The sequence below is a fragment of the Luteimonas sp. RIT-PG2_3 genome, from assembly GCF_054902115.1.
In genome coordinates this window covers 226,492-248,387 of the sequence record NZ_JBUBPF010000002.1, presented here as the reverse complement: position 1 = coordinate 248,387, position 21,896 = coordinate 226,492, and the positions used below count along the sequence as shown (strand labels likewise).

Genomic DNA, 21,896 nt, shown 5'->3' with positions numbered 1-21,896 from the left:
CGTCGACCAGCATGGATCCGCAGGCACGCCGGCCGCGGGCACCCGCCAACCGCGACGGATCGGGCATCATCGCGGCATGAAGATCTATCTTGTCGGCGGTGCGGTCCGCGATGCCCTGCTCGGGGTGGCGCCGGGTGACAACGACCATGTCGTCGTCGGCGAAACCACGGACAGCATGCTGGCCGCCGGTTTCCGTCCGGTGGGCCGCGACTTCCCGGTGTTCCTGCATCCGCAGTCCGGCGAGGAGTACGCGCTGGCGCGAACCGAGCGCAAGTCGGCGCCGGGGTATCGTGGGTTCATCGTGCATGCCGATCCCGGCGTGACGCTGGAAGAAGATCTGCTGCGCCGCGACTTCACGATCAACGCGATCGCGCGCGACGACGACGGCCGGCTGATTGATCCCCATGGCGGCGTCCGCGACATCGAGGCGCGCGTGCTGCGCCACGTCGGGCCTGCCTTCGTCGAGGACCCACTGCGCGTGCTGCGCGCGGCGCGTTTCATGGCGCGGCTGGCACCGCTGGGCTTCACGATCGCGCCGGAGACCCTGGCGCTGATGCAGCGGATCGCCGCTGATGACGAACTCGCGGCCCTGGTGCCCGAACGCATCTGGCAGGAGCTGTCCAAGGCGCTGGCCGAACCCCGGCCGTCGGCCTTCCTGCGCACGCTGCGCGAAGCCGATGCGCTGCGGGTCATCCTGCCCGAGATCGACGCGTTGTACGGCGTGCCGCAGCGCGCGGAATACCATCCCGAGATCGACACCGGCCGCCACCAGGAAATGGTCAGCGACATGGCCGCCCGGCTGGCGCCGCGCGATGCGCGGATCGGTTTCGCCGCGCTGACCCACGACCTCGGCAAGGCGCTGACGCCGGAAGACGAGTGGCCCCGGCACATCGGCCACGAGCATGCCGGCGTCAAGCCGCTGCTGGCGCTCTGCGAACGCCTGCGCGTGCCTCTGGAGCATCGAGACCTCGCGGTGATGGTCTGCCGCGAACACCTCAACATCCATCGCCTGGCCGAACTGCGGCCTTCGACCGTGCACGACCTGCTGGCCCGCTGCGATGGTTTCCGCAAGCCCGAGCGCATCCCCAGGATGGCCCTGGCCTGCGAAGCCGACAAGCGCGGGCGGCTGGGCAACGAAAGTGCCGACTATCCGCAACGACGGCTGCTGCTGGCCCTGCATGAGGCCGCGATGGCGGTCAGTGCACGCGATGTGCTGCAGCCAGGACTGAGCGGCCCGCAGATCGGCGAGGCCCTGCGCAAGGCACGCGTCCGCGCGATCGAGCAGGCACGCGCGGCATTCCCCGATCCGACCGCGTAGTCATTGCAGGCGTGCGGCGGCAGCGCCGGTGGACGCTGCCGTGAGTCGCACGCCTGAAGCGCCTGCGCTAGAAGCGCAGGCTCAGGCCCAGGTTCACCGAGCGGCCGTAACGGTAGTAGCCCTGTGACAGCAGCGGATTGCCGTTGAGGCTGTAGGTCTGCTCGTCGTCGAGCAGGTTCTGGCCTTCCAGGCTGATGCTGAACATGTCGTTGAACTTGTACGAGACGTGCGCCGTCAGCCAGGTGATCGCATCGGCCTGTTCGTTGTAGCCGGTGCCGATGACGTTGATCGCAGTGACGAAGCCTTCGGTATGGTCGGCATTCGCGCCGATCGACCACGGGCCCTTCTCGTACATCAGGCCAAGCGAGTACGTCGCCGGGGCGATGCCCTCGAGCGGACGCTCTTCGTCGCCGACCCAGCTGCGCGACCAGTTGCGCGTGTACTGCGCGCGCACGCCGAAGCCGCTGTCCCAGAAATGCTGCAGGCCGGCCTCGATGCCTCGGACCTTGGCGTAATCGCCATTGATCGGACGCATGATGTTGAACAGGTAGCCCGGTACGCCGATATCCTGGCCCGGCTCCCAGCTGGTGGTGATCTGGTTCTCGATGCGCTTGTAGAACACGGCCAGGTTGACGATCGAGTTCTCGGTGAAATACCACTCCAGCGAGGCGTCGCCCTGGCGGGCGCTGTACGGCTGCAGGTCGACGTTGCCACCGTAGATCTGCGTGAACTCGCCCCAGGACACGCTGGCGGTGGTGTTGGTCGGCGCCAGCTTGTCGACCGGCGGTCGCGCCATGGTCTTGGCCGCGCCGAGGCGCAGCTGCAGCTCATCGGTGAAGCGCCAGGTGAAGTTGCCCGACGGCAGCACGAAGGAGTAGTCGGCGTCCTGTTCGATCGGCGTCGGCGGGGCGTACTGCGCGGTGTAGTTGAAGGCACCGTTCTCGGTGATGCTGAGAATCTTGGCATCCCAGGCGCTGGCGCGGGTCTTGGTCTTGACGAAGCGCACGCCGACATCGGCATTCCAGCGGTCGCCGGACAGGTCGGCCTGGACGTGGAACGCGGTGGTCTTCTCGCTGACGCGGTAGCTCTCCAGCGGATTCCAGGCCGGGGCGGCCAGCGCATAGTCGTACGGTGTACCGTCGGCGCGCAGGTTTCCGTTGTAGGCCGCCAGTTGCGCCAGGTAGTTGGGCACGTCGAACGCCAGGAAGCTGCGCGGGAAACTGGAGGCCACGCCGTCCATGAAGTGCGGCAAGTTGAAGGTGTGCGAGATCACGTTGCCGCCAAGGTCGCCGACATTGATCGCATTGTCGCCCGAGTAGTAGTCGGCGCCGGCGTTGAGGGTATTGTTGACGAGGTCGCGCGACTTCTTGCGGTCGGTGCTGTTGATGCCGAAGTGCAGGTTGTCGATGCCCCAGTTGCCGACGAACAACTTGCCCGACACCGCGCCGCCGGTGATCTCGTCCTCGATGTTGTCGCCGCGCAGTTCCATGTAGTGGGTGTTGAAGTCGGCGCCGGTGAACTGGCCGTTGGCCAGGCCGGTGATCAGGTCGCGGCCGTCGTCGAACTGTGCGCTGACGTTGGGCACCGCATGCGGACCGAGGGTAATGCGCGCGACGTTGGGCTGGTTCATGCGCAGCACGACGTAGGTGTCCTGGCCGCCCGAATAGCGCTTGGACGTCGAGCGGTAGAGGTCGGCATTGAAGGTCAGGTTGTCAGTGGCCTTCCATTCGCCGTTGACGCCGTAGAGATCGGTGTCGACGACACGGTATTCGGTCTGGTTCAGAAGCTCGGGATTCAGGCGCAACTCGGGGTCGGGATTGGCCATCGTGAAGCCGGTGACGATGCCGTTCTGCACCACCACGTCCGACCAGCGTCCCGGCGCGAACAACGGGTAGTAGGACTGCTGGTACGACACCTGCGGCGAATCGAGCCGGGTCTTCAGGCCGTCGACGACGATGCGGACGTTGTCGTTGGGCCGCCACTCGAACTTGCCCGAGAACGCGCGCCGCTTCTTGTCCTCGAGCACCGAGCCGACGCGGAACTGGCCGGGCGCGATCAGGCCGTATTCCTCGGGATCGAGCTCGCCGTTGTTGTTGGGGTCGATGTTGCCGCCCCAGGCATTGCCCCACCAGTTGGGATCGTTGGGGTCGGGGTTGCGGGTCCAGCCGCCGTCGTTGCCGGCGATGTCGGTACGGTCCTTGCGCTGCGCGTAGACCACGCCCAGCAGCAGGCCCATGGTGTCGCCGGCAAAGGTGTTGCTGTAGGTCGCGGAGAACTTGCGGCCGTTGAGCTCGGACATCTGGTTGCGGTCGCCTTCCAGGCGCACGATGCCGTGCTGGCCCTTCTGGTCGAACGGACTGGCCGAACGCAGGTTGATCAGGCCGCCGATCGCACCCTCGGTCAGCGAGGCCTGCGCGCCCTTGATGACATCGGCGCCGCTGATGACGTCGGCCGGCAGCACGTCGTAGGCGAAATCGCGTCCGGCGCCATCCGTCGCCAGGATGCGGCCATTGAACGTGGTCAGCGTGTACTCGGGGCCCAGGCCGCGCACGCTGACCTTCTGGCCTTCGCCGCCCGCAGTGCGCGAGATCGCCACGCCGGTGATGTGGCTCAGCGAGTCGGCGACGTTGTCGTCCGGGAATTTGCCCAGCTCCAGCGCGCTGATCGAATCCTGCACCGTGGCGGCGTCGCGCTTGAGTTCGTTGGAGCGCGCCATGCTGCCGCGGACGCCGGTCACCACGACCGTCCCCAGCGTCTCGGTGTCGTCGCCAGGCCGGGTCGCATCGGCCGGCTGCTGTGTCGTCGAGGCCTGGGCGGGTGTGGCGCCGTCGGGCAGGTCCTGGGCCAGGAGGGTCGACGGGGCCGCCAGGGTGGCCAGCAGGGCAAACGCGATTCCACGGTACAGGGTGTTCCGATGCAGGGGTGCGGCGTTCACTGGGTTCTCTCCTCAGGGGGCGCGGTGGCGGGCCTTGCTGGTTAAACAACGAAACCGAGCCTATAACAGGTTTCGTTTAGCATCAATAGCGAAACACAACGAAATGCGGCATACTTCGCCGGGTCCAAAGGACTGCCCCCATGGCCGCCACCCGCGATACCAGTCAACGTCGTCTCCAGATCAGCGAACTCGTGCGTCAGCAAGGCAGTGTGCAGGTCGACACCCTGGCCCGGCGCTTCGGCGTCAGCATGCAGACGGTGCGCAAGGATCTGCGCTACCTCTCCGAGCGCGGCGTGATGACGCGTGCCTATGGCGGCGCCATCGACAGCGGCGTCGTCGGCGGCACGCTGGCCGAGCCGCCCTACGAAGCCAAGCGCACCGCCCACCTCGACGAGAAGCGCCGCATCGGCCAGCGCGCGGCCGCGCTGGTCAAGGCCGGCGACACCATCGCGATCGATTCGGGCACCACGTCCATCCAGCTGGCCGAGGCGCTGCCGGACATCGACGTGACCGTGGTCACCAACGATTTCGGCGTGCTGACGGCGCTGACGCCCAAGCACAACATCAACATCGTCATGCTCGGCGGCGAACTGCGGCGCAGGAACATGGCGTTCTACGGCGGCCTGACCGTCGAGGCGCTGGATGCGCTGCACGTGGACATGCTGTTCCTGGGTGTCGACGGCTTCGACCTCGAGCGCGGCATCACCACGCATTACGAACCCGAAGCCCTGCTCAACCGCAAGATGGTCGAGGCCGCGCGCCTGGTCATCGCGATCACCGACAGTTCCAAGTTCGGCAAGATCTGCCTGCACCGGATCATCCCGATCGGCGCCCTGAATACGCTGATCACCGACACCGGCGCACCCGACGAGATCCTGCAGGCCAGCCAGCAACTCGGCTTCGAACTGCTGCTCGCCTGATCGGCCACCCAGCGGCGGGGGGACGCGTGCCGCAGGAGCGCGCCGATCAGTCGCCGGCCTTGCCGGCGCGGAACATGCGGACCGCATTGCCGTAGTAGATCTTGTCGATGACCGCACGCGGCAACGCCAGCCCCGGCACGTCGGCATGGATCATCTCGACGCGTTGGCTGTCGGCGGTGGCCAGATAGCGCCAGTCCGAGGTCCAGACCGCATGCGCCTCGCGCTTGAACGTCGCCGGATCCGCGTCCGGGCCCAGGGTCAGGTCGGTGCCGTAGAGCACGCGGTCCTGGTAGCGGATGAAGAAGTCACGCACCTTGTCGCGGTCGCGCACCGACTGGTATTGCACCTGGCTCATGCGCGCGGCCAGGTCGACGGTGGCATCGGGAAAGCGCTCCAGGAACGCCGCCAGCCGGCCGACGTCGTACTCGAGGCTGCCCAGGTGCGCGCCGACGAACCGCAATCCAGGATGCGCGGCGACGAAGCGGTCGCGCGCGTCGATCTGATCGTCGTAGCTCGGCTGATCAGGATGCAGGTACATGTGGTACTCGGGGTGATTGCGGAAGTACTCGCGATCGTTGTCGGTCGTCATCTGCGCCAGCGGCAACCAGCAGTTGTGCGGTTCGCCCTGGTGGCCGATCAGCGCAACATCGAGCGCGCGCACCTGGTCGGCGACGGCCGAGAGACCCGGATGGTCGAGCATCACCAGGCGCCCGTCGGCGTCCTTCTCGATCATGCCGACGTTCTTCCAGATCTTCACCGCGCGCGCGCCTTCGTCGACATCGCGCGCGAGCCCGGCATTGACGCGCGCCGCCCAGTCGGGCGCACCGAATCCGTCCATCGCAAACGTGGTCGCCCAGTGCAGCCGCGCCGGGTCAGTCTTGGCCAGCGCCAGCACCGCGGCTCGCTGCACAGCCAGTGTCGGGAAGTCCGGATAGTCGACGTTGATCGACATCAGCTCGAAGCCATCGTCGCGCGCCTGGTCCAGGAACGCGGCGTCCTGCGTATTGGCGTGCACGTGCGCGTCGTACTTACGCACGCGCGCGAAGTCCTCCATCGCATAGACCTCCTCGGGCACGGGTGCCGCAGCAGGCGTCGCGGCGGCAGGCGCGGGCGGCGGGTCACCGGCGCAGGACGACAGCAGAGCGACGGTCAGGCAGGGCAACAGCGTACGCAGGATCAGATGCATCGGATCGCCTCTTGATACATAACGAAACTTAATTGAACCATATCGCAACAAAACGCTTGCATCAACCTTGGCGTCTCACGCAGAATCCAGTCACCTCAACCGGATTGTCGCCATGCCCCCGATTGAACGTCGCACCCTCCTGAAACTGGTGGCCGGCAGCGTGGCCGGCGGTGCCGCCTGGGCGACCCTGCCCTGGGCCCACGCCGCACGCCAGGGCGCGCGCGGCGACGTCGCGCAGGTCAATGACGCCGTGCTGTCGATCGACTTCGATCACCGCCTGTACAGCCGCATCATTGCCAACGGCAAGCCGCTGACGCCGTTCCAGGACAGCGAGACCCTGCTGCTGGCCGACGAGGCCAGCGAAGCCTTCACCTTCGTCGGCGAACAGACCCTCGCGCTCGACGATCCCCGCCATGGTCGCGGCCAGCAGCTGATCGTCAGCGGGCGCTCGCCGCGCGGCATCGAGAAGCAGGTCGCGGTGTCGTTCTTCGACAGCCTGCCCGGCATGGCCGTGGTGCAGACGCGCTATCGCAACCAGGGAAGCGCCGCGGTCGATGTCGTCGGCTGGCGCAGCGCCGGGCACGCGCTCGACGATGCGCCCGGCGGCTTCTGGAGCTATTCCGGCGCCACCCATACCGATCGCCGCGACTGGATGCAGCCGTTGCAGGACGGCTTCGACCAGCGCAACACGCTGGGCATGGATTCCTCCGACTACGGCGGCGGCACCCCGGTGGCCAACATCTGGCGGCGCGACGTCGGCCTGGCAGTCGGCCATGTCGAACCGGTCGTGCGCCTGCTGGAGATGCCGGTCAGCAAGTACGCCGGCGGCGCAAGTATCGCTGTCGAGTCGCGGGTGCCGGCGACGATCGCCCCCGGCGACACCCTGGTCACCGACCGCACCCTGCTGGCCGTGCATGCGGGCGACTGTTTCGCACCGTTGAACCAGTACCGGCAGTTCATGCAGGCCGAAGGCATCGAAGCGCCCAAGGCCCCCGAGTCGGCGTTCGCGCCGGTCTGGTGCGCCTGGGGGTACGAGCGCGACTTCAATACCGCGCAGATCCTGGCGACGCTGCCGAAAGCGCGCGAACTCGGCTTCGAATGGGCCGTGCTCGACGACGGCTGGCAGACCAACGAGGGCGATTGGGACATCGACACGCGCAAGTTCCCGCGCGGCGATGCCGACATGCGCGCCTTCGTCCAGGCGGTGCGCGCACAGGGCATGCGCCCGCGCCTGTGGTTGGCGCCGCTGGCGGCCGATCCGGGCAGCGACGTCCTGCACGAGCATGTCGACATGCTGCTGCTCGGCGAAGGCGGCGCGTTCCAGACCGTGACCTGGTGGAACGCGCTGACGCAGTGCCCGGCCTACCCGCCGACGATCGATTTCTATGTTGCGCTGGTCACCAAGGCGATCGGCGACTGGGGCTTCGAGGGTATCAAGCTCGATGGCCAGCACCTCAACGCCGTGGCCCCCTGCCACAACCCGGCGCACAAGCACGCGCATCCGAACGAATCGTTCGAAAAGCTCGCGGATTTCTGGAACGCGATCTACAAGGCCGCACACGACGCCAACCCCGAGGCCGTCGTCGAGTTGTGCCCCTGCGGCACCGCGTTCGCGTTCCACAACCTGCCGGCGACCGACCAGTTCCCGTCGTCGGACCCGTTGTCGTCCTGGCAGGTGCGCAGCAAGGGCAAGGCCATCAAGGCGCTGATCGGCGACCGCAGCAGCTATGCCGGCGATCACGTCGAACTGTCCACCGGCGGCCGCGATTTCGCCTCCAGCGTCGGCATCGGCGCGGTGATCTCGACCAAGTTCACCTGGCCCAGGGACACCGACACCCCGACTGCACCGCTACCGCCCGGTGGCTACCTGCTGACGCCGGAGAAGGAAGCGCTGTGGGCGCGTTGGGTCGGGCTGTACAAGCAGCTGATGCTGCCCAAGGGCGACTACTTGGGCGCGCTGTACGACATCGGCTTCGACCGACCCGAGGCGCATGCGATCGCCAAGGACGGCGCGATCCACTACGCGTTCTATGCCGATACCTGGAAGGGGCCGGTACAACTGCGCGGACTGGCGGCGGGACGCCACCGCGTACGCGATCTGTTCAACGACGTCGACCTCGGCGCAGTCGACGCCGACGCCGCCGGCACCGCGACCTTGACGGTCGCGTTCTCGGACTTCCTGCTGCTGCAGGTCGCGCCCGAAGGCGCGGACGCGGGTGGCGCTGCACGCTCGGGCACCGCGGCATGAGCGCGGTCGCCGCCGCGCCGCAGCGTCGCCCCTGGCTGGTGTTCGCGCTGACCACGGTCGCGCTGTGGGGCGTCTGGGGCGCGCTGTCGGGCCTGTCGGCCGGACGCGGCTTCCCCGACACGCTGGTCTATTGCGTGTGGGCGCTGACGATGATCCCACCGGCGCTGTACATCCTGTGGCGCGGCGGCTGGGCGCTGGACCGCTCGCCGCGCGCGATCGCCTACGGCATGACGATCGGCCTGCTCGGCGCCGGTGGCCAGATGTTGCTGTTCCACACGCTGACGATCGGCCCGGCCTACTTCGTGTTCCCGATCATTTCGCTGTCGCCGGTGGTGACCATCGCGCTGTCGTTCCTGCTGCTGCGCGAACGCACCGGCTGGCGGGGCACGGCCGGCATCGTGCTGGCGCTGGTCGCGCTGCCGCTGCTGGACCTGTCGTTCGGGCGCGGTGCCGGCGATGGTCTGGGCTGGTTCCTGCAGTCGCTGCTGATCATGCTGGCCTGGGGCGTGCAGGCGTACTTCATGCGCCTGGCCAACCACAGCGTGCGGGCGGAAAGCATCTTCTTCTACATGACGCTGGGCGCGCTGCTGCTGGCCCCGGTGGCCTGGGCGATGACCGACTGGACGCAGCCGATCAACCTCGGCCTCGATGGCCCATGGCTGACCGCGGCGATCCAGGTGCTCAACGCGATCGGCGCGCTGACCCTGGTCTACGCGTTCCGGCACGGCAAGGCCATCGTGGTCGCCCCGCTGACCAATGCCGGCGCGCCGCTGGTCACTGCCGTGCTGTCGCTGATCTTCGCCAGCGTCATCCCCGGCCCGCTGAAGATGGTCGGGCTGGTGCTGGCACTGGTCGCGTCGCTGCTGCTGGTGCTGGAACCCGAGCGCGACCCAGTCCCTCCCCACCCCTGACCGGACCCACGCCCCCATGCACGTCCTGCTCGACCTCGTCGCGCGCCACCAACAGGGACACGCCACCGGCGTGACCTCGATCTGCTCGGCGCATCCCATCGTCATCGAAGCCGGCCTGCGCCATGCGCAGCGCAGCGGGCAATCGCTGGTGCTGTTCGAAGCGACCTGCAACCAGGTCAACCAGGACGGCGGCTATACCGGGATGACGCCGGCCGACTTCGTCGACTTCGTCTATGCGATTGCCGACCGCGTCGGCTTCGACCGCGCGCGCATCGCGCTGGGCGGCGATCACCTCGGCCCCAATCCGTGGACGTCGCTCGATGCCGCCGCGGCGATGGACAAGGCCGAGACCATGGTCGCGGCCTATGTCGCCGCGGGCTTCCGCAAGATCCACCTGGATTGCTCGATGGCCTGCCAGGGCGATCGCGATCCGCTCCCCGAGGCCGAGATCGTGCGTCGCGCGGTGCGCCTGTGCCAGGCCGCCGAGGCCGCGCATGCCCAGGCCGGCGGCGAACCGCCGGTCTACGTCATCGGCACCGAAGTCCCCGTACCCGGCGGCGCCACCGAATCGATCGAGGGCCTGGCGCTGACCACGCCGCAGACCGCGCTGGAGACGATCGACGCACATCGCCAGGCCTTCGCCGAGGCCGGACTGGACGCCGCGTGGCAGCGTGTCATCGCCTCGGTGGTGCAGCCGGGCGTGGAGTTCGACCACCACAGCGTCATCGACTACGACCCCGCCGCTGCGCGCACACTGAGCCAGGCCATCACGCAGGTGCCGGGCATGGTGTTCGAAGCGCATTCCACCGATTACCAGACCCGCGCGGCGCTGGCCGCGCTGGTGCGCGACCACTTCGCGATCCTGAAGGTCGGCCCGGGGCTGACGTTCGCGCTGCGCGAGGCGCTGTGGGCACTCGATGCGATCGAGCGCGAATGGATCGAGCCCGTGCGCCAGGCCGGACTGCGCGACGTCGTGATCGCGCGCATGCGCGCGCATCCGGCGCACTGGCAACGCTACTACCATGGCGACGGCCACGCGTTGACCGTGGACCTGCACTACAGCCTCAGCGACCGCATGCGCTACTACTGGCCCGATCCCGCGATCGAAGGCGCGCGCCAGCGACTGTTCGACAACCTGCGCGCCGATCCGCCACCGATCTCGCTGATCAGCCAATACCTCCCCCATGCATTGCATGCGCTGCGCAACGGACACGCGACCGTCGATCCGCTGTCGCTGGCCATCGCGCACATCAATGCGGTCCTGGACGACTACCACGATGCCTGCCACCCCCATGACACCCATTGAAACCACCGCGCACCTCGGCATGACCGAGGCCGACCTGATTGCCGCCGACGCACTGTGGACGGCACGCGAGATCGAGCAGCAGCCGCACATGCTCGAACGCACGCATGCGCTCGTGTCGGCGCTGCACACGCAGATCCAGGCCTTCGTGTCGCCGGTCACCGGCGACCCGCAGGCCCGTGTGATCCTGACCGGCGCCGGCACCTCGGCCTACATCGGCCTGTGCCTGGCCCCACTGCTGGGCCGCCAGCTGGCCGCGCGCGTGGATGCAGTGGCCACGACCGATATCGTCAGCGCGCCGCACCTGCACCTCAAGCCGGGGCAGCCGCTGCTGCTGGTGTCGTTCGGCCGCTCCGGCAACAGCCCCGAGAGCCTGGCCGCGGTGGAACTGGCGGAGTCGATCGTCGATGACGTGCGCCACCTGATCGTGACCTGCAATCCGCACGGAGCGCTCGGCCGCAGCGCGGTCCGCAGCGCGCTGACGCTGCAATTGCCGGAAGAAACCCACGACGCCAGCTTTGCGATGACCTCGAGCTTCAGCTGCATGATGTACGCGACCCTGGTCGCGCTGTCGGCGCCCGGCACGATGGATGGCCGCATCGGCGCGATCGCCGCGGCGACCGCACATGTCATCGACGAGGCCCGCGAACGGTTGCAGGCGCTGGCCTGGCGCGGCTACGACCGCGTGGTCTACCTCGGCAGCGGCGTGCTGCAAGGGCTGGCGCGCGAGGCGACGTTGAAGCTCGGCGAACTGACCAACGGCGCGGTCGCGACCTGCTTCGACTCGCCCCTCGGATTCCGCCATGGGCCGAAGACCTTCATCACCGCGCAGACCCTGGTCGTGGTCTTCGTCAGCAACGATCCGCTGACGCGCCGCTACGACCACGACCTGATCGACGAGCTGCGCCGCGACCGCTGCGCGGCGCGCATCATCGAGGTCAGCGCCGAGCCGCGCAATCCCGCCGATGACGACACCGTCATCGTGCCCGGCATGGCCGGCACGCAGGACGTCGACCTGCTGTGGCCGTTCGTCGCGGTCGCGCAGCTCTATGCGTTCGAGGCCTCGCGCGCGCTGGGACTGTCGCCGGACAATCCGAACAAGCAGGGCGTGGTGAACCGCGTCGTGCAGGGTGTCCGCCTGTACGCGATCGGCGCATGAGCCGCCTCTGCTACCTCGGCGTCGACGGCGGCGGAACCAAGACACGGTTCGCCCTGGTCGGCGCCGATGGCAGCCTGCTGGCCGAAGCCCAACTGGGCACCACCTACCATCCGCATGCCGGCGTCGATGGCATTCGCGCGATCCTGGCCCAGGGTGTCGAGCAGGTGCTGGCGATCTCGGACGCGACCCGCGACGACATCGCGCACGCCTTCTTCGGCCTGCCCGCGTATGGCGAGGACAGCCGCATCGCACCGCTGCTGGATGCGATCCCGGCCGCGATCCTGGGACATGCGCGCTACGCCTGCGACAACGACATGGTCTGCGGCTGGGCGGGATCGCTGGGCTGCGCCGATGGCATCAACATCGTCGCCGGCACCGGCTCGATCGGCTACGGCCAGCGCCAGCAGGCGCAGGCGCGCGCCGGCGGCTGGGGCGAAGCGTTCTCCGACGAAGGCTCGGCCTACTGGATCGCGATGCAGGGCCTGAACGCGTACTCGCGGATGAGTGACGGCCGCCTGCCACGCGGACCACTGCATGCCATCCTCAACGAGGCATTGCAGCTGCAGCACGACCTCGACATCTGTGCGCATGTCTATGGCACGCAGTCCTATGCCCGCGGCGAACTCGCGCAGCTGTCGCCTCTGGTCGCCGACGCCGCCACTGCCGGCGACGCCATCGCGCTGCGGATCTTCCAGCAGGCCGGCCAGGAACTGGCATTGATTGCGGACGCGCTGCGCATCGCACTGGACTTCAGCCCTGGCGAGCCGGTGCCGCTGTCGTATTCCGGCGGCGCGTTCAGTGCCGGCGACCTGCTGCTGGCACCATTCCGGCAGGCGCTGCGGGCGGCCAGCCCGTCTTTCGAGCTGCGCCAGCCCCTGCACGATCCGCATTACGGCGCTGCGCTGTATGCGATGACGCTGGCCGCGCGCGACGCCTGAGAACCTGTTCTGAGCGCAAGAGCCCCTGATCGCGTCCGGCGCGCAGGCTTTACGCAGATACGTCTACGCAGACACGATTTACGCAGATTTTATGCGGCGCGCGTCCGGCGGGCGTAGAGACTTTACGGCGCACGGCAAGACACTGGCGGCATCGGCGGAAGGTCTCCGCCAGGATGCTTAGCCATGTTCACGCAACACCTCTGCACGACCGCTGCTCCAGCCCGGGATCCGGCCTCGCGCGTGCGGCTGCATGCCGCGATCTTCATCGGCCTTGCGCTGGCGTCTAGCCATTCCGGCGCCAGCGAACTGAGCGGAAGCGCGACTGCGACCACCGACTATGTCTGGCGCGGCACTACGCAAAGCCAAGGCGATCCTGCGCTGCAGGCCGGCCTCAAGCTGGCCGGCGCGCGCGGCTGGTATGCGTCGGCCTGGGCATCCAGCGTCGCCTTCCCCAGCGATCCCAAGGCCAGCACCGAGCTCGATCTCGTCGCCGGCTGGAGCGGTGCGTTGTCGCCGCAGTGGTCGCTCGACGTCAACCTGACGCAGTACCGCTACCCGGCGGCGACGAGCGATCTGGACTGGACCGAACTCGTCGGCACGCTGACCTGGAAGCAGGACCGTTGGCTGCAGCTGGGCCATTCCCGCCACGCATTGGCCGGCGATCGCCCGGGCACCTATGCGCAGCTCGGTGCGCGCTGGCCATGGGGCGAACGCCTGCGTGTCGAAGCGGCGGCCGGGCGCTACTGGTTCGATGGCGTCGACGGCGATGGCCGCACGCACGCGGGCTATGCCCACGCACAGCTCGGCGCGGTCTGGGCCGTCGCGCCCCCGCTGGAACTGCGCGTGACCGTGCATGCCACCGACAGCGCTGCCAGACATCTGTTCCCCGAGCTTGCCGGCACGCGCATCGAAGGCGCGCTGCAGGCCTCGTTCTGACCGCACGCCCGACAGGCACCACGCCCCCTTCTTCGCAATGACGGTCCACCGCCATGATTGAATTCATTTCCGTTTTCGCACTGGCCATCGTGCTGGGTTGGCCACTCGGCCGTTACCTGGCGCGGGTGATGCGCGGCGCGCCGATGCCGGGCGACCGCGTGTTCGGCTGGATCGAACGTCCGCTGTACCGGCTGCTCGGCGTCGACCCGCGCGCAGGCATGGACTGGAAGGCCTACGCGATCGCATTCGTCGGCAGCAACCTCGTGCTCGGCCTGCTGGCCTGGACCGTGCTGATGACGCAGGCCTGGCTGCCGCTCAATCCCAACGGCGCGCCCAACATACGCTGGGATCTTGCGCTGCACACGATGGTCTCGTTCCTGACCAACACCAACCAGCAGCATTACTCCGGCCAGGCGCAACTGTCGCACCTGGCCCAGATGACCAGCATCGTCGGCCTGCAGGTGGTGACGCCGATGATGGCACTGGCGCTGGTGGTGGCGACGCTGCGCGGCCTGTTCGGCGGACGTGCGGATGCCAACGGCAAACTCTGTGCTGCAGGTGATGCCGGCCCTCTCGACGTCGGGCATGCGGATGCCGGGCGCATCGACAGCGCCGACGCGAACGCACGCAACATCGATGTCGGCAACTACTGGGCCGACGTCATCCGCCCCAGCGTCCGCGTGATGCTGCCGCTGTGCCTGGTGTGGTCGCTGCTGTTGACCGCGCAGGGTGTGCCTTCGACGCTGCAAGGCGGACCGGTGGCGGCGCCGATCGATGCTTCGGCCGGCATGGATGCGCAGAAGATCCCGCTGGGACCGGTCGCCGCGATGGTGGCCGCCAAGCAGCTCGGCAGCAACGGCGGCGGCTGGTACGGCCCCAACAGCACGGTGCCGCTGGAGAACCCGACCCCACTGGCGAACCTGCTGGAAACGCTGGCGCTGATCCTGATCCCGATCGCCGTGGTGTTCATGCTCAGCGCGTTCACCGGGCGCAAGCGGCTCAGCGCGCTGGTGTTCGGCACGATGATGGCGATGTCGCTGGTGTCGGTGTCCGCGGCGCTGTGGTCGGAAGGCTATTCGTCGACCGCCGCCGGCGTTGCGCTGATGGAAGGCAAGGAGGTGCGCATCGGTGCCGACGCATCGGCGCTGTGGGCCGCGATGACGACGCAGATCAACAACGGCTCGGTCAACATGATGCTGGACTCCTCGGCGCCGCTGACCGGCCTGGTCGCGATGTCCAACATGCTGGTCAACGCGATCTGGGGCGGCATCGGCTGCGGCCTGATGCAGTTCCTGGTCTACCTGCTGCTGGCGGTGTTCCTGGCCGGGCTGATGACCGGCCGCACGCCCGAACTGTTCGGACGCAAGATCGAGGCGCCCGAGATCAGGCTACTGGCGGTGCTGGTGCTGCTGCAGCCGCTGGTGCTGCTGGGCATGACCGCGATCACGCTGGCGCTGCCGTCGATCACCGGCAACTCCAATCCCGGCTTCCATGGCATCAGCCAGGTGTTCTACGAGTACACATCGGCATTCGCCAACAACGGCTCCGGATTCGAGGGGCTGGCCGATGCCACCTACTGGTGGAACCTCAGCTGCAGCCTGGTGCTGGCGCTGGGCCGCTATCCGGCGCTGATCGTACCGCTGGCGATCGCGGCGTCGATGGCACGCAAGCGTGTATCGCCGGACACCGCCGGCAGCCTGCAGATCGAGACGCCGACGTTCGCACTGACCCTGATCGCGGTGGTCGTGATCCTGACCCTGCTGCAGTTCATGCCCGTGCTGGTGCTGGGCCCCGTGGCCGACCACCTGACCCTGATCGCTTCCTGAGACCAAGACGATGATCATCGATACCCCACAGGCCGCGAAGCCTGCCTCCCGCCACGCCGGCAGTGTGCGCGGCACCGGGCCGGCCCTACTCGACGGCGCTGGCCTGCGCGCGGCCAGCGTGCATGCGTTCGCCAAGCTGTCGCCGCGCCATGCCATGCGCAACCCGGTGATGGCCGTGGTCTGGCTGGGCACGCTGGTGACGGCCGGGCTGACGCTGGGCGGATGGACCGCGCCGGGCATCGGCAGCACGGTGACCGCGCTGCTGCTGGTCACCGTGCTGTTCGCCAACTTCGCTGAGGCCGTCGCCGAGGCGCGCGGGCGCGGCCAGGCCGCGTCGCTGCGGCGCGCGCGCAATGATCTGGTCGCCTGCAGGATCGCCAGCATCGAAGACAGCGGCAGCCCCGTGGAAGTCCCCGCGACCGCGCTGCAGGCCGGTGACCTGGTGATCGTGTCCGAGGGGCAGATCGTGCCGGCCGATGGCGAGATCGTGCATGGGCTGGCGACGATCAATGAGGCCGCGGTGACCGGCGAATCCGCGCCGGTGCTGCGCGAGGCCGGCACCGATCGCTCCGGCGTCATCGGCGGGACCAAGGTATTGTCGGACGAGATCATCGTGCGCATCACCTCGGCGCCGGGCCAGGGCTTCCTCGACCGAATGATCGCGCTGGTCGAAGGCGCCAACCGGCAGAAGACGCCCAACGAGATCGCGCTCGGCCTGCTGCTGGCGACGATGACGCTGACGTTCCTGATCGTGGTCGCGACGCTGCCTGCGATCGCTGGCTTCGTCGGCGTGCGCATCGATCCGCTGCTGCTGGTCGCGCTGCTGGTGTGCCTGATCCCGACGACGATCGGCGGCCTGCTGCCGGCCATCGGCATCGCCGGCATGAACCGCGCACTGGCGGCGAACGTGCTGGCGAAATCGGGCAAGGCGGTCGAGGTCGCCGGCGACGTCGACGTGTTGCTGCTCGACAAGACCGGCACCATCACCTATGGCGACCGCCAGGCCACCGCCCTGCATGCACTGGCCGGCGTCGATCCGGGCCTGCTGCGGTCGGCGGCGTTGCTGGCCTCGCTGGCCGACCCGACACCGGAAGGCAAGTCGATCGTCAAACTGGCGCGCCAGCCCGGCGAGACGCTGGAGGCGCCCGATGGCGCGCACTTCATCGCCTTCAGCGCGCAGACGCGGATGTCGGGCGTCGATCTCGACGATGCGCGCGGCACGCCGCGCAGCATCCGCAAGGGCGCGCTCGACGCAATCGCCCAGCGCGTGCAGGCGCTGGGCGGTGAGATCCCGGCCGAACTGGTCGCGCGCGTCGAACAGGTCGCGCGCAAGGGCGCCACGCCGCTGGTCGTCGCCGAAGGCCGCCACGTGCTGGGCGTCATCGAACTGTCGGACGTGGTCAAGCAGGGCATCCAGGAGAAGTTCGCGCAGCTGCGCGCGATGGGCATCAAGACCGTGATGATCACCGGCGACAACCCGCTGACCGCAGCGGCGATCGCGGCCGAGGCCGGCGTCGACGATTACATCGCGCAGGCGCGCCCGGAAGACAAGCTCGCACGCATCCGCAGCGAACAGCGTGGCGGCCGCATGGTCGCGATGGTTGGCGACGGTACCAATGATGCGCCGGCGCTGGCGCAGGCCGACGTCGGCCTGGCGATGAACTCGGGCACGCAGGCGGCCAAGGAGGCCGGCAACATGGTCGACCTGGATTCGGATCCGGCCAAGCTGCTGCAGGTGGTCGCCATCGGCAAGCAGCAGTTGATCACCCGTGGCGCGTTGACGACATTCTCGCTGGCCAACGATGTCTCCAAGTACTTCGCGATCCTGCCGGCGCTGTTCGCCGCCGCAATCCCGTCGATGGCGGTCTTGAACGTGATGCAGCTGTCGAGCCCCACCAACGCGGTCGTCGCGGCGCTGATCTTCAACGCCGTGATCATCCCGCTGCTGATCCCACTGGCGCTCCGCGGCGTGCGCTTCCGTCCTTCGACGGCGACGGCCCTGCTGCGCCGGAACATGCTGGTCTATGGCATCGGCGGCGTCGTACTGCCGTTCGCCGCCATCAAACTGATCGACCTGGCGCTGGTCGCCACGGTCGGCGCCTGAGGAACCCCGTCATGAACACAACTGTCACGCATGACCACGTCGCCAATCGCCTCACTGCATTGCCGCCCGGCATCCCCGTACACACCCTGCTGCGCGCGTCGCTTGGCCTGGCACTGGTCTCGCTGCTCGGCTTCGGGCTGGCGTACTCGCTGGTGTCCACCGGACTCGGCCGCAGCCTGTTCCCGCACGCGGCCACCGGCAGCCTGATCGAACGCGATGGCCGCGTGGTCGGCTCGCGCCTGGTCGCGCAGCCGTTCGCGGACGCGCGCTACTTCCAGCCGCGCCCATCGGCATCGGGCTACGACCTGATGGCGATGGCCGGCAGCAACCAGGCGCGCAGCAACCCGGACCTGCGACAACGCCTGGACGATGCGGCGGCCGCGGTCGCCGCACGCGAGGGCGTGGCCGTGCAGGCGATTCCCGGCGATCTGTTGACGCAGTCCGGCAGCGGCATCGATCCGCACCTGACCCCGGCCGCCGCGCGCCTGCAGCTCGCGCGGGTCGCCGCCGCGCGTGGCCTGCCGCCGGCCACCCTGCAACGCCTGCTGGACGCGCACGTCGAAGGCCGCCAGTGGGGCTTGTTCGGCCAGCCGCGCGTCAACGTGCTGGCGCTGAACCTCGCGCTCGATGCGCTGCCTGCGCCGGCTGCACTTGCCCGGCCTCGCGGCGCAGAATAGCGGCATGAGCCCTTCCCGCGATGCGAAGGCCGATGCCCTGGCGGGTGAGCTCCGTCGCGAGGCGGCGGGCCGGCTGACGATCTTCCTCGGCGCCGCGCCCGGCGTCGGCAAGACCTACGCGATGCTGTCGCGCGCACGCGAACTGCAACGCCAGGGCCACGACGTCGTGATCGGCATCGTCGAGACCCACGGCCGTGCCGAGACCGCACTGCTGGTCGACGGACTGTCATCGGTCGCGCGCCGACGCGTCGACTATCAGGGCCGGCGGTTGGAAGAGCTGGATATCGATGCGCTGCTGGCGCGCCGGCCGGCGATCGCGCTGATCGACGAACTGGCGCATCGCAACGCGCCCGGCAGCCGCCACGAGCGGCGCTGGCAGGACGTGCTGGAGCTGCTGGACGCCGGCATCGACGTCTACACCACGGTCAATATCCAGCACCTGGAAAGCCTCAACGATATCGTCCACCGCATCACCGGCGTGCGCGTCAGCGAGACCGTGCCCGACGCGGTCTTCGACCGGCTGCGCGACCTGCGCCTGGTCGACCTGCCGCCGCGCGAGCTGATCGAGCGCCTGCACCAGGGCAAGGTCTACCTGCCTGACCAGGCCGAGCGCGCGCTGCAGGCGTTCTTCTCGCCGTCCAACCTCAGCGCGCTGCGCGAGCTGGCGATGCAGACCGCCGCCGACCATGTCGAAGGCGACCTGCGCGAAACCCAGACCGCGCGCGGCCTGCCCGGGCTGGCGTTGCGCCGCCGCGTGCTGATCGCCATCGACGGCCTCGGCGCGTCGGAATACATGGTGCGCGTCGGTCGCCGCATCGCCGAGCGTCGCGATGCGCCGTGGACCGTGGTCAACGTGCAGTCGGGCAGGCCGGTCGACGCGGTGCGGCAGGGCGAGCTCGACCACGCGTTCGCGCTGGCGCGCAGCCTGGGCGCCGACACCGAGGTGCTGCACGGCGCCAACATCGCCGCCGCGCTGCTCGACCATGCCGCGCAGACCGGCGTCTCTGCGATCGTCGTCGGACGGACCCGCGAGCGACCGTTCGCGCGCATGTTCAACCGCACCCTGACCCAGCAACTGCTGCAACGCGGCGCGCTGTACGAACTGGTCATCGTCGGCACGCCCGGCGTGCGTGCGCGGGCACGACGGCGCTGGCAGCGTCCCGAACGCGTGCTGGCCATGCGCGACCTGGCCTGGGCGCTGGCGGCCACCGCCGCGGCGGTCGGGGTGGCGTGGATCGCGCAGCACTTCGCCGGCCTCAACGACCTGTCGATGGTCTTCATCGTCGCGGTGGTGCTGATCGCGTCGCGCACGCACATGGCCGCCGCGGTCGCGACCTCGGTGCTGTGCTTCGCCTGCTACAACTGGTTCTTCATCGAGCCGCGCTTCACGTTCAACATCAGCGCGCATCGCGGCGTGGTGACTGTATTGCTGTTCCTGGCCGCCGCCCTGGTCGCCGGCCGGCTGGCCTCGAAGCTGCGCATGCAGGTGTTGGCGCTGCGCACCGCGAACGCGCACGCCACGGTGCTGCAGACGCTGGGCCGGCAACTGAGCGCCGCCGCCGACCTGGGGCAGGTCATCGCTGCCGGGCGCGTCGCGCTGGAACGCGCGCTTGGCGTCGAGGCGCATGTGCAGATCGAAGACGCATCGACGCTGACACCCGGCGCCGCCCTGGCCGACATCGACCGCGCGGCCGCGGACTGGTCGCGGCTGCACGCGCAGCCTGCCGGACGCTACACCGACACCCTGGCAGCGGCGACATGGTGGTACCTGCCGGTCACCGCCGACCGCCGCGACATCGGCGTGGTCGGGCTGCGGTTCCCGACCGGCCACCGGCAACTGACGTTCGAGCAGCGGCGGCTGGCCGAAGCGATGGTCGATGACATCGGTCAGGCGGCCTTGCGCACACGGCTGGTCGCCGACCTTGAAGGCGCGCGCGTCAGCAACGAGACCGAACGCCTGCGCTCGGCCCTGCTGTCGTCGGTCTCGCACGACCTGCGCTCGCCGCTGGCGGCGATGATCGGATCGGCCAGCAGCCTGTCGGGCTACGCCGATGCGATGAGCGCCGAGGACCGGCGCAGCCTGCTCGACACCATCCTGCTGGAAGGCGACCGGCTGGACCGCTACATCCAGAACCTGCTCGACATGACCCGGCTCGGGCATGCCGGCCTGAGCCTCAACCGCGACTGGATCGGCGTCGACGAACTGGTCGGTTCGGCCAGCGGGCGCCTGCGCCGATACCAGCCCGACGTCAGGTTCGAGATCGCGTTGGCCGCCGACCTGCCGCCGATCTGGGTGCATCCCGCGCTGATCGAGCAGGCGCTGTTCAACGTGCTCGAGAACGCAGCCAAGTTCTCGCCTCCCGACGCGCCGATCCACATCGCTGCGCGCCTGCTCGACAGGCAGTTGCAGATCGACGTGCGCGACCACGGCCCGGGCATCCCGGCAGACGAGCGCAGCCGCATCTTCGACATGTTCTACAGCGTCGAGCGCGGCGATCGCGGGCGCCAGGGCACCGGCCTCGGGCTGGCGATCTGCCGCGGCATGATCGGCGCGCACGGCGGCAACGTCGAAGCGATGTCCGGCGAGGACGGACGCGGTACGCTGGTGCGCATGACCCTGCCCCTGCTCGATCCCCCGTCACCGGCGCCGCGACGTGAGTCGGACTGAGCCCGGCGAAACACCTGCGACTCCATCGGCGCCGGCACATGTGCTGGTCGTCGACGACGAGCCGCAGATCCGCCGGTTCCTCGACATCAGCTTGCGCGCCCAGGGCTATCGCGTCGCGCTGGCCGCGACCGGCGAGGAAGGTCTCGCGGCGCTGGCGATGCACGGCGCCGACCTGGTGATCCTCGACATCGGACTGCCCGACCGCGACGGCCACGACGTCCTGCGCGCGCTACGGCAATGGACGCAGGTGCCGGTGATCATGCTGAGCGTGCGCGCGGGCGAGACCGAGAAGGTCGCGGCGCTGGATGAAGGCGCCAACGACTACGTCACCAAGCCGTTCGGCACCCAGGAGCTGATGGCCCGGGTACGTTCGCTGCTGCGCCAACACGGCCAGGCCGCCGACGAACCGCAGGGCTTCGACGACGGCCGCCTGCAGATCGACCTGGTCCGCCGCGAGGTTCGCCTGCATGGCGCGCTGCTGACGCTGGGCCGCAAGGAGTACGCGCTGCTGGTGCTGCTGCTCAGGCACGCCGGCCGGGTCGTGACGCAACCGCAACTGCTGCGCGAGATCTGGGGCCCGAGCCACGAGCACGACACCCATTACGTCAGGATCCTGGTCGGCAAGCTGCGCCAGAAACTCGAGGACGACGCCGCCGACCCGCGCTACATCGCGACCGAACCGGGCGTAGGCTTGCGCTTCATCGCCGGCGGCGACAGGCGCGAGCGCTGAGGGCGACACATCCAGCATGCGGGAGCGGCCATGGCCG

The 21,896-nt window shown here is 68.8% G+C and carries 15 protein-coding genes; 13 read left to right on the top strand and 2 right to left on the bottom strand.

All coding sequences use genetic code 11. The annotated features are described in order from the left end of the window. Window positions 1–76: 76 nt before the first annotated feature. Complete coding sequence (locus tag ACYX7E_RS03940; protein ID WP_462079254.1) at window positions 77–1,318, top strand: multifunctional CCA addition/repair protein; 1,242 nt, start codon at window positions 77–79, stop codon at window positions 1,316–1,318. A 67-nt stretch (window positions 1,319–1,385) separates the two neighbouring features. On the opposite strand, the gene ACYX7E_RS03935 is transcribed toward ACYX7E_RS03940, so the two are convergent. Then, window positions 1,386–4,253, bottom strand: a complete 2,868-nt coding sequence (locus ACYX7E_RS03935; protein ID WP_462079253.1) for a TonB-dependent receptor — start codon at window positions 4,251–4,253, stop codon at window positions 1,386–1,388. Window positions 4,254–4,393: 140 nt separating this feature from the next. Between ACYX7E_RS03935 and agaR the strand changes: the two genes are divergently transcribed. Further along, window positions 4,394–5,173 (top strand): transcriptional repressor AgaR, encoded by a 780-nt coding sequence (agaR, locus tag ACYX7E_RS03930; RefSeq protein WP_462079252.1) that lies wholly within the window; start codon window positions 4,394–4,396, stop codon window positions 5,171–5,173. A 46-nt stretch (window positions 5,174–5,219) separates the two neighbouring features. On the opposite strand, the gene ACYX7E_RS03925 is transcribed toward agaR, so the two are convergent. Beyond that, a complete protein-coding gene (locus tag ACYX7E_RS03925; protein ID WP_462079251.1) occupies window positions 5,220–6,359 on the bottom strand; it encodes an amidohydrolase family protein in 1,140 nt (379 codons plus the stop codon). A gap of 112 nt (window positions 6,360–6,471) precedes the next feature. Between ACYX7E_RS03925 and ACYX7E_RS03920 the strand changes: the two genes are divergently transcribed. The 11 genes from ACYX7E_RS03920 (at window position 6,472) to ACYX7E_RS03870 (ending at window position 21,859) form a co-directional block, all read left to right on the top strand. Then, a complete protein-coding gene (locus tag ACYX7E_RS03920) occupies window positions 6,472–8,607 on the top strand; it encodes a glycoside hydrolase family 36 protein (RefSeq protein WP_462079250.1) in 2,136 nt (711 codons plus the stop codon). After that, window positions 8,604–9,518 carry an EamA family transporter gene (locus ACYX7E_RS03915; protein ID WP_462079249.1) on the top strand — a complete coding sequence of 305 codons (915 nt, stop codon included), beginning with the start codon at window positions 8,604–8,606 and terminating at the stop codon, window positions 9,516–9,518. The genes ACYX7E_RS03920 and ACYX7E_RS03915 overlap by 4 nt, the downstream gene beginning before the upstream one ends. 16 nt (window positions 9,519–9,534) lie before the next feature. Then, window positions 9,535–10,824, top strand: coding sequence for a D-tagatose-bisphosphate aldolase, class II, non-catalytic subunit (locus tag ACYX7E_RS03910; protein ID WP_462079248.1), 1,290 nt, complete (start codon window positions 9,535–9,537; stop codon window positions 10,822–10,824). Continuing rightward, window positions 10,811–11,980, top strand: coding sequence for an SIS domain-containing protein (locus ACYX7E_RS03905; protein WP_462079247.1), 1,170 nt, complete (start codon window positions 10,811–10,813; stop codon window positions 11,978–11,980). The genes ACYX7E_RS03910 and ACYX7E_RS03905 overlap by 14 nt, the downstream gene beginning before the upstream one ends. Then, on the top strand, window positions 11,977–12,918 hold the full coding sequence (locus ACYX7E_RS03900) for an N-acetylglucosamine kinase (RefSeq protein WP_462079246.1): 942 nt from the start codon (window positions 11,977–11,979) through the stop codon (window positions 12,916–12,918). Before ACYX7E_RS03905 ends, ACYX7E_RS03900 begins: the two co-directional genes overlap by 4 nt. A 183-nt stretch (window positions 12,919–13,101) precedes the next feature. Continuing rightward, the gene (locus tag ACYX7E_RS03895; RefSeq protein WP_462079245.1) at window positions 13,102–13,854 is read left to right on the top strand and encodes a TorF family putative porin; all 753 of its coding nucleotides are present in this window, start codon (window positions 13,102–13,104) and stop codon (window positions 13,852–13,854) included. A 53-nt stretch (window positions 13,855–13,907) separates the two neighbouring features. Continuing rightward, a complete protein-coding gene (locus ACYX7E_RS03890) occupies window positions 13,908–15,680 on the top strand; it encodes a potassium-transporting ATPase subunit KdpA (RefSeq protein WP_462079244.1) in 1,773 nt (590 codons plus the stop codon). Window positions 15,681–15,690: 10 nt separating this feature from the next. Continuing rightward, complete coding sequence (gene kdpB / locus ACYX7E_RS03885) at window positions 15,691–17,784, top strand: potassium-transporting ATPase subunit KdpB (RefSeq protein WP_462079243.1); 2,094 nt, start codon at window positions 15,691–15,693, stop codon at window positions 17,782–17,784. Window positions 17,785–17,795: 11 nt separating this feature from the next. Then, window positions 17,796–18,461, top strand: a complete 666-nt coding sequence (kdpC, locus tag ACYX7E_RS03880) for a potassium-transporting ATPase subunit KdpC (RefSeq protein WP_462079242.1) — start codon at window positions 17,796–17,798, stop codon at window positions 18,459–18,461. A gap of 4 nt (window positions 18,462–18,465) precedes the next feature. After that, window positions 18,466–21,129 (top strand): ATP-binding protein, encoded by a 2,664-nt coding sequence (locus ACYX7E_RS03875; protein WP_462079241.1) that lies wholly within the window; start codon window positions 18,466–18,468, stop codon window positions 21,127–21,129. Continuing rightward, on the top strand, window positions 21,116–21,859 hold the full coding sequence (locus tag ACYX7E_RS03870) for a response regulator (protein ID WP_462079240.1): 744 nt from the start codon (window positions 21,116–21,118) through the stop codon (window positions 21,857–21,859). The genes ACYX7E_RS03875 and ACYX7E_RS03870 overlap by 14 nt, the downstream gene beginning before the upstream one ends. The last annotated feature ends 37 nt before the right edge of the window (window positions 21,860–21,896 follow it).